The organism is Bradyrhizobium sp. 172, assembly GCF_023101065.1.
In the GTDB taxonomy this organism is placed as follows: Bacteria; Pseudomonadota; Alphaproteobacteria; order Rhizobiales; family Xanthobacteraceae; genus Bradyrhizobium; species Bradyrhizobium canariense_D.
Map to the genome: position 1 here is coordinate 6,614,917 of NZ_CP064701.1, position 14,925 is coordinate 6,629,841.

15 protein-coding genes and 1 pseudogene are annotated in these 14,925 nt (G+C 58.8%); 6 read left to right on the top strand and 10 right to left on the bottom strand.

What is annotated here, in order from left to right; genetic code table 11:
* The first annotated feature begins 10 nt into the window (after nucleotides 1-10).
* On the top strand, nucleotides 11-205 hold the full coding sequence (locus tag IVB07_RS31505) for a hypothetical protein (protein ID WP_247453412.1): 195 nt from the start codon (nucleotides 11-13) through the stop codon (nucleotides 203-205).
* Nucleotides 206-938: 733 nt separating this feature from the next.
* Nucleotides 939-1,199, top strand: coding sequence for a hypothetical protein (locus IVB07_RS31510; RefSeq protein ID WP_247766845.1), 261 nt, complete (start codon nucleotides 939-941; stop codon nucleotides 1,197-1,199).
* Nucleotides 1,200-1,238: 39 nt separating this feature from the next.
* Here the strand turns inward: IVB07_RS31510 and IVB07_RS31515 are convergent, their stop codons facing one another.
* The 5 genes from IVB07_RS31515 to IVB07_RS31535 all read right to left on the bottom strand — a co-directional run bounded on the left by IVB07_RS31515 (nucleotide 1,239) and on the right by IVB07_RS31535 (nucleotide 4,042).
* Entirely contained in the window at nucleotides 1,239-1,646 is a 408-nt protein-coding gene (locus tag IVB07_RS31515; RefSeq protein ID WP_247284166.1) for a hypothetical protein, read from the bottom strand.
* Nucleotides 1,647-1,868: 222 nt separating this feature from the next.
* A complete protein-coding gene (locus IVB07_RS31520; RefSeq protein ID WP_247766846.1) occupies nucleotides 1,869-2,288 on the bottom strand; it encodes a hypothetical protein in 420 nt (139 codons plus the stop codon).
* A complete protein-coding gene (locus tag IVB07_RS31525; RefSeq protein WP_247400759.1) occupies nucleotides 2,285-2,746 on the bottom strand; it encodes a hypothetical protein in 462 nt (153 codons plus the stop codon). Before IVB07_RS31525 ends, IVB07_RS31520 begins: the two co-directional genes overlap by 4 nt.
* 64 nt (nucleotides 2,747-2,810) lie before the next feature.
* The gene (locus IVB07_RS31530; RefSeq protein ID WP_247766847.1) at nucleotides 2,811-3,206 is read right to left on the bottom strand and encodes a hypothetical protein; all 396 of its coding nucleotides are present in this window, start codon (nucleotides 3,204-3,206) and stop codon (nucleotides 2,811-2,813) included.
* A 371-nt stretch (nucleotides 3,207-3,577) separates the two neighbouring features.
* The gene (locus tag IVB07_RS31535; protein WP_247766848.1) at nucleotides 3,578-4,042 is read right to left on the bottom strand and encodes a hypothetical protein; all 465 of its coding nucleotides are present in this window, start codon (nucleotides 4,040-4,042) and stop codon (nucleotides 3,578-3,580) included.
* Nucleotides 4,043-4,084: 42 nt separating this feature from the next.
* On the opposite strand from IVB07_RS31535, the gene IVB07_RS31540 reads away from it, so the two are divergent.
* A complete protein-coding gene (locus IVB07_RS31540; protein WP_247767818.1) occupies nucleotides 4,085-5,281 on the top strand; it encodes a cytochrome P450 in 1,197 nt (398 codons plus the stop codon).
* Between the two features lie 652 nt (nucleotides 5,282-5,933).
* Here the strand turns inward: IVB07_RS31540 and IVB07_RS31545 are convergent.
* The 3 genes from IVB07_RS31545 to IVB07_RS31555 all read right to left on the bottom strand — a co-directional run bounded on the left by IVB07_RS31545 (nucleotide 5,934) and on the right by IVB07_RS31555 (nucleotide 9,617).
* Nucleotides 5,934-8,402, bottom strand: coding sequence for an ATP-binding protein (locus tag IVB07_RS31545; protein WP_247766849.1), 2,469 nt, complete (start codon nucleotides 8,400-8,402; stop codon nucleotides 5,934-5,936).
* Complete coding sequence (locus IVB07_RS31550) at nucleotides 8,389-8,589, bottom strand: hypothetical protein (protein ID WP_247284198.1); 201 nt, start codon at nucleotides 8,587-8,589, stop codon at nucleotides 8,389-8,391. Before IVB07_RS31550 ends, IVB07_RS31545 begins: the two co-directional genes overlap by 14 nt.
* A gap of 776 nt (nucleotides 8,590-9,365) precedes the next feature.
* Entirely contained in the window at nucleotides 9,366-9,617 is a 252-nt protein-coding gene (locus tag IVB07_RS31555) for a hypothetical protein (RefSeq protein ID WP_247410954.1), read from the bottom strand.
* Nucleotides 9,618-9,717: 100 nt separating this feature from the next.
* Here IVB07_RS31555 and IVB07_RS31560 point away from each other — a divergent pair, with 100 nt between their 5' ends.
* Nucleotides 9,718-10,179, top strand: coding sequence for a hypothetical protein (locus IVB07_RS31560; RefSeq protein WP_247766850.1), 462 nt, complete (start codon nucleotides 9,718-9,720; stop codon nucleotides 10,177-10,179).
* 402 nt (nucleotides 10,180-10,581) lie between these two features.
* Here the strand turns inward: IVB07_RS31560 and IVB07_RS31565 are convergent, their stop codons facing one another.
* Both IVB07_RS31565 and IVB07_RS31570 read right to left on the bottom strand, forming a co-directional pair.
* Entirely contained in the window at nucleotides 10,582-10,860 is a 279-nt protein-coding gene (locus IVB07_RS31565) for an alkaline phosphatase family protein (RefSeq protein ID WP_247400753.1), read from the bottom strand.
* Between the two features lie 1,000 nt (nucleotides 10,861-11,860).
* Nucleotides 11,861-13,273 (bottom strand): MATE family efflux transporter, encoded by a 1,413-nt coding sequence (locus IVB07_RS31570; RefSeq protein ID WP_247370294.1) that lies wholly within the window; start codon nucleotides 13,271-13,273, stop codon nucleotides 11,861-11,863.
* 1,081 nt (nucleotides 13,274-14,354) lie between these two features.
* Between IVB07_RS31570 and IVB07_RS31575 the strand changes: the two genes are divergently transcribed.
* Nucleotides 14,355-14,612 (top strand): hypothetical protein, encoded by a 258-nt coding sequence (locus tag IVB07_RS31575; protein ID WP_247766851.1) that lies wholly within the window; start codon nucleotides 14,355-14,357, stop codon nucleotides 14,610-14,612.
* Nucleotides 14,613-14,710: 98 nt separating this feature from the next.
* A pseudogene (locus tag IVB07_RS31580) lies at nucleotides 14,711-14,916 on the top strand (cold-shock protein).
* Nucleotides 14,917-14,925 lie beyond the last annotated feature (9 nt).

A 14,925-nucleotide genomic window follows, 5' to 3' on the forward strand; every position in this document is an offset into this window, starting at 1 on the left:
AGATTTCGCGATGCAAGAGGTGCATATCGATCAACAAATCGAATCGACCCCCGAAGGTCTTGTCATCCTTCCGCCCGTGCATTGGAGCAGCGAAGCGGCCGCGAAAGATGAAGACACCATCGAAAACTCAAAAGACGGAGTGCGTTTTAGCTGTTCGCTCTCGTTTGGAGAAGTCGAAGTCCTCCGAAGCCGGCCGGTCGAGTAGTGATGGAAGAAATGGCGGCCTGCGTTCAGCAGATTATCGAAAAGCTAGGAAAATCCGCTCTCTCGCAGCCATGACCATACCGAAATGCCTGCACCTATGTGCTTCGTTTGATGCACCGCCCTGGGAGATTGTTCTCGGAAAGGCACTGTCCAGAAGGGAGTGGACACAGCTTGCTCAGGGCTCGTAGGATCAAGCACTCAGGAGAGGCCAGATGCCTGTTGCAAAGCCCTTTCACCGGAATTTTCGAGGAATCGCAGATGGACCGAACTCGGGTTACAGCAGCTTGGCCTACATCCTCGATCGCGACTACGCGAGAGACGCCGAACATTATGTTCGTGCACTGACACTGATCCAGGCACGATCTTCGTTCAATATTCGAATACGTCGAACCAAGCGCCGAGTGCATGAGCGCCTACTCGTTCCGGATCCACTCGCTCTTCATGCGGACCTGCATCGAGATTGAAGCAAATTTCAAGGTGATCCTAGCCGAGAACAATTGCAGCCGCAGCGGCCGGCAATTGAATATGGTCGACTCTCGAAGGGTAGATGCTACACACCACCTGTCGTCCATGTTACCTATTTGGAGCGGTTCGCCGCCGACCTTGCGACCTTTCGAACAGTGGCGACCTCTACGTGGACTTCCGAGTCCCACGGAAAGGGCGCCCCAATTTCCTGGTACCAAGATTACAACACCAGCAAGCATGATAGGCACGATGCTTTCAAGAAGGCTAATTTGAAGAATCTGATCCTTTCCGTCGCCGGTCTGCTGGTGATCGTCACGTCTCAGTTTGGTGCACACGATTTCGGCGCTGGCACACCAGCAATTGTTTGGTCCAACGGCTATCAGCCGATGCGCGCTTCGATCGGCGAGCTATTCAGAGTCAACTATCCCACCGACTGGGCCGAAGATGAAATCTACAACTTCAACTGGTCGGATATCAAAGATCAACCGAACCGGTTCGGGCGCATCGACTTCGACGCCATACCCGCTTAAGCGACGTGACGCGCGATGGACGATGCACGAATAGTCAAACTAGCTCTTCGATTCAGCTCGCCTCAGGCCCAAAGCGCTCAACGAGGCGGCCAGTGTCTCTTGAGCCTGTTGCGTCGTGTAGCTGTCTCGCGTCGTCATGGTTACGATCAGAGCTGCCGCTGCCGCGATAGCTTCTGCTTCACTGACTGGCCCAGCCACCCCCTGCACAGGCCAGGTCGCAACTGGCATATTGCCTGGCAAACTCTGAATTACCGAGAGTTCGCCGCCGTCGTAGGGACGACCGCCAAACCAGTACGTTGCCGCATCGCCGATGTCGCCGCTTTGATTCGTCGGCTGGCTGACATTCTGCGAGACGGCCGGATTGTCTCCTACCCAAAGGGCGAGCACGACGTTGATTGCGTTCTTGTTCGCAGCAGAAATAAGAGTGACACCATAGTGAGCGGTCATGATCAGGGGTTCCTTCGCGACATGAGATAGGAGGCCAGGACCGCTGGTTTGGTGGCACTCAGTGGCTTGGTGATAAGTAAGGCCGCTCCGATCCCGGTCCAATAGTTTGACGGAGTGGCGAGCGCGCGAGCAAACAGAGCGACGCGGGCTGCCGCCGTTGCGGGCGTCCCGGGCAAGCTCCCTTCCTGCGCTCCGTCCATGAACAGCACAGTGCCAGCGGAGCTATAGGCCCCTCTGATCACCCGGTCCTGAGAATAGCGTGGCGCCGCCGACAGAGACGTTGCCGCCGCCGGTTCCGAAAACCGTTCGGCCGTAGACTGGCGTGGCGATCCTTCCGATCGTGCGAGCGTCGCTTTGAGACGCGTTGGCATAGCCGAACAGATCGAAAAACGTTGCGCCGGCCACAAGATTGTCGTTCTGCGCCAGCGACCACAATTCGCCGCCCGCGTCCCCTGCCGGCAGGCCGGTGAGCAGCGCGGCGTCTGTGCACGCCAGACAGTCGTCGATACCGTCAGAGGTTAAACCCGGGGAACCGTTGAACGAAGTGCTGGAAAACACCGGCTGCGCTGCCCCCGAAGCTTGAACCGCGCTGCATCCAGCGACGATGTCCCGCCAAGAAGAAACCCCCGTCGCAATCGTCATGCCGCCGTTCGCGACCCAATAGTGCGCGTCAGCGTCCACCATGCAAGCAGATCATAGCCGAGCGCCACTACGGGATTGTAGGCGTTCACTCCCCCAAGGAGTGTGTACAGGTCAGTGAAGTTCGCCTGCGTCGCGGCGCGCAACTGATCGCTTGAGAGCCCGGCATTTAGATAGCGCGCGACCGGCAGCAGCAAGCCGCTGGCCACGATCGCATAGGCCGGCACGAAGACAGGAACTCCGGTGAGCCCCTGCGCCTTCACCGCAGCATAGAGGTCCGCAAAATTGGCCCGCGTAAAGTCCAGCACCTGGCTGTCAGAAAGCCCGCTGTTCAGAAGCCGCGGCACCAGGTTGGTACCGTACTCGGAATTCAAAGCGGCATAGAGCTCCACGAAGTCGGCCTGCACTGCCGCCCGGATCTGCTCGCGGGAGAGCCCGATGTTTAAATTTTGCTGCGTCATCTTAAGCGGTCGATCTCAGGATGTCGTTGAGCGACGCAAACCGAAACTCCTTCAGCGCGCTGCTTCAGTCGCGTTGATGACTTCGACGCCGACGGCGCGTGCGGCCTCGTCCCAGCCTGCAAAGCCCGGAACGAATTCGCGCTAATAGATCTCGGAATCGCGGGCCGAGCCCTTGTACTCGTCGTGGCAGTGCTCCCGGTCCTACCCGCGTCGCGCCGAGCGCGATCGCCAGGCCATCCCAGTTCGCCACCAGCTGGCGCCGCGGCTCGTACCAGCCGGAATCCGTGAAGAACAGCACGCTCGCCCAGGGCGCCAGCACGGCCGACAAGTTGATGGCGATCGACCGCCGGCCGCGCACACGCTGGCAGATCTCCGCCATGAGGCTCGGGCCCGACGCCAGGCAGAAAATCGTCTCGCCATTGAACAACCAGGCGTGGTTGTCTTTTCCGGTATGCTTCAACCCAGGAATCCGTTCCAAGCGGCCGACCGCCACGATGTGCGAGCACGCTTGCCAGTCACGTGTTCCAGCAACAGCGCATGCATCACCTCCCCGGTGTAGGGCGGGCTGGCGGGCGGGGGCGTCTTTTCACTTCCGCACGTTCCGATCCCTGTACTGCCGGAGAAGCGCAGAGCGTCGCGCCAGAGGCGCCGTGCCTAACTATTGACGAGCTCCTGGCACAGATCGGGAGCCCCGTCACACGCCTGACCACACGAGCGAGCTAGACGATGCCGTTTATCAAGGAAGTAAAGTGGGAGCACGTTCCTAGCAGCACCAGCGGCGAGGATAGTAAATGGTGAAGCCGCTGCGGCCAAGGCCGTGCTTGGATCGGATCAGTTGGCTATTTGACGGCGCGCAAAGCGCCGAAGGAATTGTTGCTTTGGTCTTTGACATGCCGCTGGAACATTGCCCAAGCGCGGTCCAAACATCTCCATCTTCTGTTTGATTGAACGCGCGACCCCGACCACCGCGTCGGTCCCCTGCCCGATCGCGTTGTTCAGATTGAGCATGCCGAAGTCAGGCCTTATTTCGCAGCGGCCACAATTCAAGCGGGCCGCCGCGACCCTTCCGCAATGAGACGTGGCCGACTTATCTGGCGGCGTTCCGCTCGCATAGACAAAGTGGCGGCGATCTCGCTCCTGCCGGAACTGGCAGGGGGCGCCGCTCAGTTTTTCGAGTATTCTTTGCCGCTTCGGCGAGAAGCTCTTCCCAGCTGAAGCACTCGGCACGCACTCCATGCGGTTACGACCTGTCGAGATCGGGTTCTTCAAAGAGAAACGGCCAAAGGACACGGTCATGAAAACGCCCTTTAACGTGCGCGGAGGCGAAGATGTGCCGGCATCCCGTTGAGAGATCTAGATGTAAGCGAACCTAGACGATTTCAAGATGATAGCTTATGGCCCTGCTTCGAGCGGCTGCGAAGGGAAGATCCCGTTCACCACTGCCAAGACAGCCCATACGGACCATATTGGTCGATAACGAGATACCGCGATATCGTGGCCGTCGATACAAATCATAAAATATTCTCGTCAGAGCAAGGTGTCACGATCCTCGACGTGCCCGAGGAACATTGGACACCGAGTTTTATCAAGGCAGGTCCTCCCAAACATGCCGCGCAGCGCAACACCGTAAGTCCGATACTCGCACCGGACAATTTGGAAAAACTCGAGGGATTAATCCGCACTCGCGCTAGAACAATCCTTGATGCCCTGCCGCGCAATGAAGCCTTCAACTGGGTCGATATGGTCTCGATCGAGTTGACGACGCAGATGCTGGCCACACTTTTCGACTTTCCGTTCGCGGATCGCCGGCTCCTAACGCACTGGTCGGACGTAGCCGTTGCAGCGCCGACGGTTGGGCAGGCGATCGACAGCTGGGGCAAGCGAAGCGCAATCCTGTCCGAGTGCTTGACATATTTTACTCGGCTTTGGCGGGAGCGGATAAATGCCGAGCCACGACTTGATCTCATTTCGATGATGGCGCACTCGTCCGGGACTCGGCATATGGAGCCACGTGAGTTTCTTGGCAATCTCATTCTACTGATCGTAGGGGGCAACGACACCACGCGCAATTCGATCACCGGTGGCCTGCTGTTCATGAACCAGCACCCCTCCGAGCTACGAAAGCTACGAGATAATCCCGCCTTGGTGTCGAGCGCTGTGTCCGAGATTATTCGGTACCAAACGCCCATCGCACATATGCGCCGCAACGCCACCGCGGACATTATCATGGGAGGCAAACAAATCAGGCGAGGCGACAAGGTTGTAATGTGGTACATCTCTGGCAACCGAGACGATGAGGTCATCGAGGACGCCAACAAATTTACGATCGATCGCAAGAACGTGCACCAACATCTCTCGTTCGGATACGGCATCCATCGTTGCCTTGGTCGACATCTCGCGCGGCTGCAGCTTAAAATCCTCTGGGAGGAGATACTGAATAAGCGCATGGAGGTCGAGGTCGTTGGCGATCCGGAGCGCGTTGCATCGAACTTCGTGCACGGTTATTCCGCACTCCCGGTCCGAATCATAGTCTAGGCTGTGACGCCCTGAAATGATGCGTGAGCTACACGGCAGGACCGTCGTCGGGCTCTCTGATGACCAGTTACGCCATTGCACGCGGACTGGCGCGCGCCGCTGAAGATCGCCATCCCGGCTGGAGCCCGCACCTCCTGACCAACTTGGTCCGCCACTACGCTTCGCGTGACGCATCTCTCAAAGGCATCAAGTCCATGTCCGGGAACTCTGTCACAATCGGGTTCAGACCGGAGCACGGGCGTATAAGATGATAGGTAAGCGGCAACGAGACCCGCAAGCCGGAACCTTTGGTCGCAGCGGTCCTCCGGTGCCGGCTTATCGCTTCGAAGACAGCCGGTCCGGCGAATGCACTGTTCGCGATTCAGTGGCCTTCTGCCCGCAGAAGCCGGCCGCCGACCGGCGTGCGGCCTGATCCTGAACCCCTGCGGCCATTATCGTCGGCACCAACCCCAGGTGCAGCGCCCATCATCATAGCGGTGTCAAGCCACAATGAATGCGCGATCATCGCGATCCGTCATCGGCGCTGCCGGTCGATTCAGAGCCCGCGCGGGGCGACGAGCGGACCAACTTCACCGCATGATCCGGCCTCGAGGGTGCGTGGCCACAGGTTCACATACACGCGTCAGCGACGGTCTGGGCCGGGCGAGGAGCATCAGTTCTTCTTCGGGACGAGGTTGAGACTGACAGCGCTGCAACTGCAGCGGAGCACTTCCTTGTCACCCTTGATAGGCGAAACGCAGAGGAATTCGCCGCAATCGGTGTTGGGGCACTGCATCAGTTGAAGCAATTGTTGAAACGAACTCACGACCGCAGCGAATTCCTTCGATTGCAGGTCCGCCCAGGCGTTGTAGTGAACCGCCTTGTTGATCATCCACTCTTCGGACTTTGTCGCCGCCACCCGCTTTTTGGATTCTATCTGGAGCGCTTCGGCATCCTGAATATTTTTCCCCCACGAGGAGGCGGAGTCGCGCGCCTCTTTGAGACGGGCCTTCCATGCGGCTAACACCCCGGGCCAGAGATCGCCCAGGTCGTATTGTCCGTTTCCATGATATTCGATGCGAGCGCGCAGATTATCCGCAAGGATCGTCGAGGTGAACTCCAGATAGCGTCGCAAAGTCCCTGCCGCCAAAAATACATTGTCATTGGCGAGGTGTTTCTGGATCTGCGTCCAGACGTGACCCTCGTTCCAGACCTGTGGGCCACTGTCGACCGTCCAGCCGCCAAAGCTAAGAGTGCTCTGAACCAGCTTTTCGCTCTGCATGAACTTGAGCCACACGCCGTCGTGAGTGGTCAGGACAAACTGCGTGTTTGGAAATTTCTGCTTCAGGAGCGCGCAAACCTCACGACGATGGCCGGCGTCGACCGACATCAGCACATCGTCGAGGACGGCAAGCGTAAATCCATCGCCGAGCGTGTGCTTCACCAGTGCAAGATAGAGGCAAAGCCCCATGCCATCCTGATGGCCCTCGCTGTGGTAGGCCCCGGGAGGAAATCTGCCTCGTCCGTAAAAGTCGACATCGAAGGCCAGTTTGCCGAATGATGCAGAGAGCTTGCCCTCGAAATTGGCCTCATCGTCGCGGTTGATGAAACTGTAGTATTCGGTGAAGTCCTTCTGCACCTTGTCGTAGATGCCTTCCAACATTGCGGTGCTGACCGTACCGTAGTGGCTAAACACCGCAGAAGCTGTTTCGGCCTGCTGGGCCGCGATATTGAGGGTCTGCTGCGTCCCACGGCATTGATCGTATTTCTCCTGGGCGACGATCAAGAATTCCTTGGCTTCTTGCTCCTTTGAAGGGTCGGAGAGCGTTTCGATATAGGCCGCCAGACGATCGGCGGGCTGAAGCAACTCGACCGCGGGCGATGCCCCCAGTCGACCAAGGGCTTGCAGCGCGTGGGCGAACGCTGCCGGGTCCCGGACGACCTTGTCTAGTGTGTCGCGGTCACCGTCGAGGGCCTTTGCGTGGGACCGCAGCGACGTGGCATCTATAGGAGGACTGGCCTTTTCGCACCATTCGGCCACTTTGCCCGCGTCAAGCGCCATCGCCCGCAGGTGAGCCGCGAGGGGGTCGATCGCCAGGGCCAGTTGCTTCAATGCCGTCGAGGCTGCATCTGCCTTTGCGATCTTCTCTTGAAGATGTGTTGCCAGGAGGGCCATCTCCCAGGGACCGTCGCACAGTGGACAAGCGTCTCCTTCGACCAGCTCAAGACCCCGCTCAACCAAAGCGCGCTGCTTGACACCCCTTAACAGGGCCGGATCGTCCGTGAGCTGGGCGAGAGCGGCGACTGCATCCGACTTTGCGCCAGTTATGGTTATTTCCTGCGAGACAGCCAGCCTCTTCAGGAAGCTCGCAAGGTCATTCTTGGCGCCGAGCTTGGAGAATGGCTGCGACGCCTCGTGCTCGGCATCTGGATTGATGCCTACCTTCAAGGCATTTTCCGGCGCGAGGTCCGCCACAGGATCGAGCTTCAGCACAGCTCGACGAGCATTTACAGAAGCAAGCAGATCAGTTTTGTTTGGAGTGGCAATGCCGAGATGGTGAAAGAAATCGGACTTGGTCCGCCGATCCTCCACCTCGGCCCTTCCGTGGTCGCGTTTTGCATCGTTGGCGACGCGTTGGAGTGAGACCCGCAGCTTTTCGAGCTGATCAAGGCGCAGCAGCTCTTGGACGTATTGTGATCGTTTGCCTGCAGGAACGAGAATATATTTGATGATTTCTCGACGAGACAGGGCAAACTCAGGATGGGTTTCGAGCTGCGCTAGAAGCGCCCTGGTTTCAGCACTGCTCGGCTTGAGTACCGCGGCGCCTGGATTCTTGACGCTCCGCTCGATCATGAAGCTCTTTTTGAGAGCGGGCGCATAGACCTGCAGGCGAACGAGCGCGGTTTCTGGCTTTTTGCTCGCGTCGACATGTGGAGCGTGCGCCTTGACACTCAGCTCCGCCGTGCCCGCACCGCCGAGACGAGTGATGTTTCCGGTGAGGGCAAATTCGATCGCATCCACGATGCCGCTCTTGCCAGTACCGTTCGGCCCGGCAATGCCAAAACTCCTTCGGCCCAACGAGCGCTTGAGATGACGAATTCCACGGAACTCGACAATTTCGATTTCTTCAATCTGGATCATTGGTCGGCTCAGCAGCATTGAAAATGGCCGCCCGTAGGCTCTCGGCGTCCAATTGATGATCCGCCAGTGCCTTTCGCAGCGCCGACAAAGACGCCCGCGAAAGGGTTTTCTGGTCCTCGAGCTTTTTCAAGAAGGCATCGACAACGGATGAGACCGTAGATGAAAAGGGAAGATCGTCAGCGGCCATATGGTTGCTATTCCTGGGCTGGCCACCTGCTTCTGTGCGGCAGCGTCAATCGCGAGACGTCTCGACAAACAGCGATTTCGGACGTGGTCCTAGTGGTTGTGCACAATGCGCCACTAATCGCTTACGTTACTAGCCCTGCAAAGCCGCCCAGAACGCTTCGCCAAATGAAATTGAGATTAGAACTGAGCCACCCATCTGGCACAATGAAGCCGACTTGAAAGCGCTGCCTGAAAATCAATCAAGCCGACCGATCGACCATCGGAAAGATCTGCAGTGACCTCGGCTTGAGTTTGACTTGAACTGAGTCAGCGAGCACACCGCGGAGGCCAAGCCGACGCGAACGAAGCAAAGAACGCTGCCCTCCCAAGCTTGACATATTTTCCTGCCCCAGGCCCGTGGCGGGGCTCGTTTTACCCGCCACGGCAGCTGCGAACTAGGCTAGGCGGACGCAATGTTCGCAGCGCGGCCGCCCTCCGGTGCCGGAGGCGAGATTCTGCCGTTCGATGTTATTGCCCTCGGTACACTTGTCGTTGTCGTGATAGACGCTTCGCGCACCAGGCTTCGTTGAATGAAATGGTGAAACTTTCGACATAAATCGGTCCCCGACGGAGATGGGTGCATTTGTTCGTATGTGGTAGCAAACATGGGGGTTTGAATTAGTGCAATGACTCTCGAGCCAGCGCTTAAATTTGGCGCTCCATCGAATTTTTCGACGAATTTCACCATCGGTGGCAGCAGACCGGCGCTTGCGGGACGCAGATCGAGCTTGAGTTATGTCAGTTATTGGGACGCCCCACGACGCCAGCAAAATCAAGATAGACTGCCTCACCGACCTGCACACGACGAAGGTGCTGCCGGTATGCACCGGGAAGCCCGATATTTCCTCGCACGATTGTGGGACTGGCGCGCCAAAGACGATGGCAGCGATCAGCTTTGTCGATCGGCAGTTGCGCCGCGTGCTCGATTGGTAGAAGGCTGAGGGCGCCTCCCTTGGCGTGCACCTGATCGCCGCCTCCGATCATGGACATGTGACGGTGCATGCGCGGGCCGATCTATTTGAGACGCTCGAGGCTGCCGGGCTGCGCTGCGGCCCGGCACCGGCGGCCGGCATCGATGCCATCGTCATACTTGGCCAAGTCGGAGCAATTTACCGCCGAGCCATCGGACGCCGTTATCCGCCGCACAGTAGGATCGATGATCGAGCGGCCCTGGTGTGGTCCGGTGCTTACCGCGGGTGGCGCGGCCTATGGCATTGCAGCGGCCAGCTTTGCCCGCCATTTGGTGTTCGCCGACCATGCCCTATCGGCGGACATTCTGTTCTCGTTCCGGTCGGATGGTCTCGATCCATTTGGCGTTATGGGCCGCACCTTGAGTGCGGATGGGGCGGTCGGCTTCGGAGTGCACGGCGGGTGGCATGCCAACGAGATGTCGTCGGTCGGCATTTTGGCGGGACCGCTGATCGAAAAACGACTTCGTCTCGCAAGTTCCCTCAGGCATTTGCGACATTGCGCCGACAGTGCTCGGTCTTCTGGGCCTTTCGCGACGGGCAACGATGACCGGTCGTGCGCTCGCAGAGATCTTCATCGATGATGGACAGGACGTACCTCGTACGGTTGAAAAGATATACGAGACCAGCAGCGGAAGGAGAGGATTGCGACCTCGGGGCCGAATTTGAGGCCAGATTACGTCGAGGAACGCTGAAGTCAGGAAGGCTTGAGAGGCAAGATCTGGGTTGCCGGCGGGCGGCGGCGCAGGCGTCGGCGCCAGCAGGGTCTCCACTCGTCTGAGCATCTCGGCGGAGGTCGCGATGCAAGGGAAGTGGCCGGAGAGCGTCACTTGTCCGAGCTTTCGAGCTTTATGATTCAGCAGGCGCGTTGCCCCCCGCCGAGTTGGAAGCGAGGACTGAGAAGGTCCTGCCGTTCGCCGCGAGGATCTCACCAAGTGATGGCACACCGACTAGATGGCCGTCGCTCGCGGCATCAAGGTGCTCGATCAGGCGCGCGTCGCTCGTGTCGACACAGCGCGGTATGGGCGACTGCCTGTCGAGATATTGATCTCAATGATGCCGTGGCGATCCGGCGTCGCGCCAGTGACGAGGCTCGTGAGCGCTATTCGTGTTTCGCTGGGCGAGACGGTGCGCTGCCTGCCCAGCACCGCACCGCGGCGCTGCAGCCTGACCAGATTCGGCGTCAATGATGGTTTGACGAGATCGGGTCGAAGCCCATCGAACAGCACGATGAGAACCCGATTCCGGATCGGTCGGTCGAACATGTAAAACTTTCGTCTAACTGGAACGTAGCAGACTGGGAGCGACCAGGACCTGGCTGGCGCAGCCCAGCGCCATCGACTTGGAGCCGAGGCTGATCGCTAGCACGAGCGCAATGCGGGTATGGCGCTCCCAGCCATGCTGACCAAAGCCCGGCCAGCGCGACGGCCGCTCCCGAGCCGGGATTGCGGCGTGCGAGCGCCAGCAGCTCTCCTCAGCTGTAGATCGGCCCGGCTTGTCTAAAACGGAGGCTGCGGCGTCAGTGGTTTGGTCTGATCATGATCGCCTGATGCACCTCTGCGGGCACAGCGTGAAGACACGGAAATCATCACAGGCCCCGAGGATCGCCCAATTCCGGCGAGGACGTCAGGTAGGATGTCCAGCAAGCCGTCGATAGCACGGCCCCGCAAGCAAGCGTAGCAAATGCCGCGTCCAGGAGAACCTGCTCGCGCCCTAGCCGATCCTGATCTGGTCGACGTCGCTTGAGCCAGCAAGCGTGATCGATGCTGCCGGCAGATCGTTTTGCCTGGCGGCTTGATTCCTGCGAATGCGATGCATCTCGTGTGCTTGGCATTTCACAGCTGTGGCGCTCGCAGACACCGGTGGGCGTCTCGAAAATTGATATGCCCTGACTAAGCGTGATCGTATCGACGCCCGGTGCGCGCCGCTGGGCTGCTCGATTTTGCCGGCGTTGCTCTCGAAGGGAGGGACCCGTTGAGCCATTCTGGCAGGAGTGACAAGTTGGAAAGCCTGCAAATCGCCAGGGACGCCTTGAGGACTCCTACTCGCACTCGAACGAGCTAACCACTTTGGCTATCGTTTTTTGAAATGAAATGATCGAAAAATATGATGCTAGTTGAGTTACTATTTCGTTGTTATGTTATCCCTGCAGTCGCGCCGTGACGCGAAACCTTCAATTTTCAGTCCGGGCGTTCGCCCCGGTCACAACCGCACGGGCAAGCACCCGGGCATATCGTCGCCGCTGGCATCAGTGATGCGCGCGCCTCAGAGAGGGCGACTTGCTAAGTGGCGGAACCGCAGCACGAGGATCGCCGCATAGATTGTGAATCCGGTCGACAAGCCAATCCATATACCGACGGCCCCCAAACCGATCTTCAGACTGAGCCAATAGCTGAGGGAAAAGCCGATCGGCCACCAAGCAATAGTCGCAAACAGCAGCGGCACCCGCGTGTCCTTCAGCCCGCGCAGGCCGCCTGCCGTAATGCACTGGGCGGCGTCAGTGATAAAGAGGGTTGCGCCGACGATGAGGAGCGTTGCAGCGAGGCTGATCGTTGCCTCCGAATCGCGAGCCGTTCTGCCCAGAAACAGCTCCACGACCTCAAAACGCACGGTGATCAACGTAAGCGTTAGCGTTGTAGCTATGACCATACCGAGCAACATCGCCGCCAGATTCGCCCGCTTGACGCCTGCACGGTCGTCGCGGCCGGCGGCATGGCCAACGCGCATGGCAGCAGCCGTCCCAATGCCGAGATAAATCATAAACAGGGTCGAGGAAACCTGAACAACAATCTGGTGAGCGGCCAGTGCGCTGTTGCTGATCGAGCCCGCAACGAGCGACGTGGCTACAAAAAGTCCCGACTCGATCAATGAAGCGATGGAGATCGGCGTCCCAAATGCGATGAGCTGCCGCATTGCGCGCCAATCGAAACGCCAGAGATCCGCAAGCACATGGTACTCACGGAACGGCCGGCGCAGTGCAGCGAACCACAAGCCCGCCAAAAACATGCCGCAGTTGACCAGCGTGGTCGCAAGACCTGCCCCGAACAGTTCCAACCGGGGCAGCCCAAGCTTCCCATAGGCCAGAATATAGACCAACAACGCATTGAGGGGGATGGCGGATAGCGTAATCCAGAAGACTGGCTGTGGCCGATTGACCCCACCCATGAAATTGCGGATAGCCAAAAACGCCAGTGCCGGAGCCGTGCCGAGGGCTAATCCGAAGAGGTATTGCTGGGCGAGCTGCGCCACATCTGGGGTCTGGCCCAAGGCAAGCAGTATTTGCTCTGCTCGCAGCGCCACAGCAATGATCGGGAATGACAGGATCAGGGCCAGCCATAGGCCCATGCGCAGCGAGCGCTGTACCGCGCCTAGATTATTTTCCCCAAACGCCCGCGCCGCCAAAGGCGCAATGGCACTTAGTAGTCCCACGCCGAATGTGACGCTAATGAGATAGAGCCGGCCTGCCAGCGCTGCCGCGGCGAGCGCCTCAGCGCTGATACGCCCGATGAAGGCAAGATCAGTCGTCATCATCGCAACCTGCGCAACCTGCGTCAGCACCATTGGCAACGCGAGCTTCGCGGTTTCGCCGAGCTCGATAGAGAAGCGACGGATAGCTGCCCGTCTCGTCCCTTCTGGTCGCCAGATTAATTCCGGCTTTGTCTTGGCTATCTTGTCCATATCATCAGGCCGCCGTTTGCCTCGGCGAACGAAATCCCGCTTCTGTCACGGGAGTATTACGTTCTGACTTGAATTCGCGGTCAGCCTGCGATGCTGCTCGCGGGCAGCCTCGTGCGACCGCACGTTTAGACGCAAAAACGGACCACGGCTTGGCCGCTGGGCTTCGACCAGCGCGGCGCCCCTTTTCGCATGCAATAAGCGCCAAGGAGAGGTTGCAAATGCCGCGCCAGAATTGGCCAATCACCGCAATCGTGCAATGGAAACGGCGCGCATCGGGATGGAGCCAGGTCGATCATAGAGCGATTCATGCGCAGGCCACTGCGTTGATGCCAACGATTTAGGCCCGAAGTCGGACCCGATCCATGCCACGAATTGAAGACTTATCATCCCACAAGCCATCCCTGCACTCCTGAGCAATCGATGGGATCTCGCTCTTCAAAGCCCATTTCACTCTTCAAAGCCCTGCCAACTGCGACGGAATGAATAGATGCTCGCTCTTCTCCAAGCGGACTTGTCGGGAGATCGACAGCACGTCGCAAACAAGACAACCGGCATCGCCTGCTCAGCGGCGAGAGGGCGGCGGTGCGCCACATGGCGAGCGTGATTTCATCCGTTAGGAGGACCTAGCGGGATTGACTCGTTTGCTCGACTGGATCACAGATATCGATATGCAATCACATTGATGAGCTGCGTGGCCTCGATCCCAGTCTTGGCACCTTGGAAAATGAAGTGCTCTCGACATTGGTGGCACAAGTTAGGAAGCCATAGACGTCGATCGTGACTTCCCCTTCCTGGGCCTTGCGCAGGGTTGTCCAGGAAAGGCTGCATATGAATGCGGTACTGTGCTGCCTCGTTAGCTTTATCCGGCAAGGTTTTCGTTTGAAAGCGCTGATGTACGCTACCCGGCCGTGGCTAGTGCCGGTATCGTCGGGAGTTCCTTGAATCTTTGCGTGCGCATGTGAGCTTTCAGCTATCCATACTGAAGATACTTGCCGGCCAGCCGGGCGGCCGAGCCGCTCTTGAAGTCGTCAAACAGCACTTGGCCATCTTTTACACCAGCGGACCCGAGTGGCCAGCGCGCATGAAGCGCATCGCGAGCCGCGAGCCGAACCTCGACATCTTCGGACAAAATCTCATCGACCGCGAGGTGGGATACTGGACCATCACTGAGGAGGGACGGAAGGTCCTTGAGGCCCTTGAGAAGCTCGATCGATTTGTGGCGCAAGGCCAGCCCGAGGCACAGGCCGATGAGCCAGCTGGCGATGAGCGACCGCCATTGCCGGCTGCGCCGCCACGACCGATGGCCCGCAGAAACCGTCCTGGGCGTAAACGGTTGTAGACGCGTGATGGGCGCTCAACGTGAGGGGTCGCGCGGACGTCCTTATGGTCAGGCAGTTCTTCGATTAGATCGCGGAACTTCAGTTTGGAAACAATGCAATGGCATTGGGGACTGTGAAGTGGTTCAACGCGGCCAAGAGATACGGCTTCACCAGCCAGAAGACGGGGGAGCTGGCCTCTTCGTTCACATCAGCGCGGTCGAGAAGGCCGGCTACACTGATCTCGCGGAAGGCGTGCGGGTCAGCTACGAGCTGATGGCCGGTCGTTCGGGCAAGAGGAGCGCCGAAAATCTGCCCATCGGCTGATCGGCTTGC

Coding starts and splice junctions, on each gene's coding strand:
- IVB07_RS31520 (WP_247766846.1), bottom strand. CDS start 2,288: ATGACGATTGCGACGGGGGTTTCTTCTTGGCGGGACATCGTCGCTGGA.
- IVB07_RS31570 (WP_247370294.1), bottom strand. CDS start 13,273: ATGGACAAGATAGCCAAGACAAAGCCGGAATTAATCTGGCGACCAGAA.
- IVB07_RS31565 (WP_247400753.1), bottom strand. CDS start 10,860: ATGTTCGACCGACCGATCCGGAATCGGGTTCTCATCGTGCTGTTCGAT.
- IVB07_RS31550 (WP_247284198.1), bottom strand. CDS start 8,589: ATGGCCGCTGACGATCTTCCCTTTTCATCTACGGTCTCATCCGTTGTC.
- IVB07_RS31515 (WP_247284166.1), bottom strand. CDS start 1,646: ATGACCGCTCACTATGGTGTCACTCTTATTTCTGCTGCGAACAAGAAC.
- IVB07_RS31505 (WP_247453412.1), top strand. CDS start 11: ATGCAAGAGGTGCATATCGATCAACAAATCGAATCGACCCCCGAAGGT.
- IVB07_RS31555 (WP_247410954.1), bottom strand. CDS start 9,617: ATGTCCATGATCGGAGGCGGCGATCAGGTGCACGCCAAGGGAGGCGCC.
- IVB07_RS31525 (WP_247400759.1), bottom strand. CDS start 2,746: ATGACGCAGCAAAATTTAAACATCGGGCTCTCCCGCGAGCAGATCCGG.
- IVB07_RS31535 (WP_247766848.1), bottom strand. CDS start 4,042: ATGACCGTGTCCTTTGGCCGTTTCTCTTTGAAGAACCCGATCTCGACA.
- IVB07_RS31575 (WP_247766851.1), top strand. CDS start 14,355: ATGAAGCGCATCGCGAGCCGCGAGCCGAACCTCGACATCTTCGGACAA.
- IVB07_RS31545 (WP_247766849.1), bottom strand. CDS start 8,402: ATGATCCAGATTGAAGAAATCGAAATTGTCGAGTTCCGTGGAATTCGT.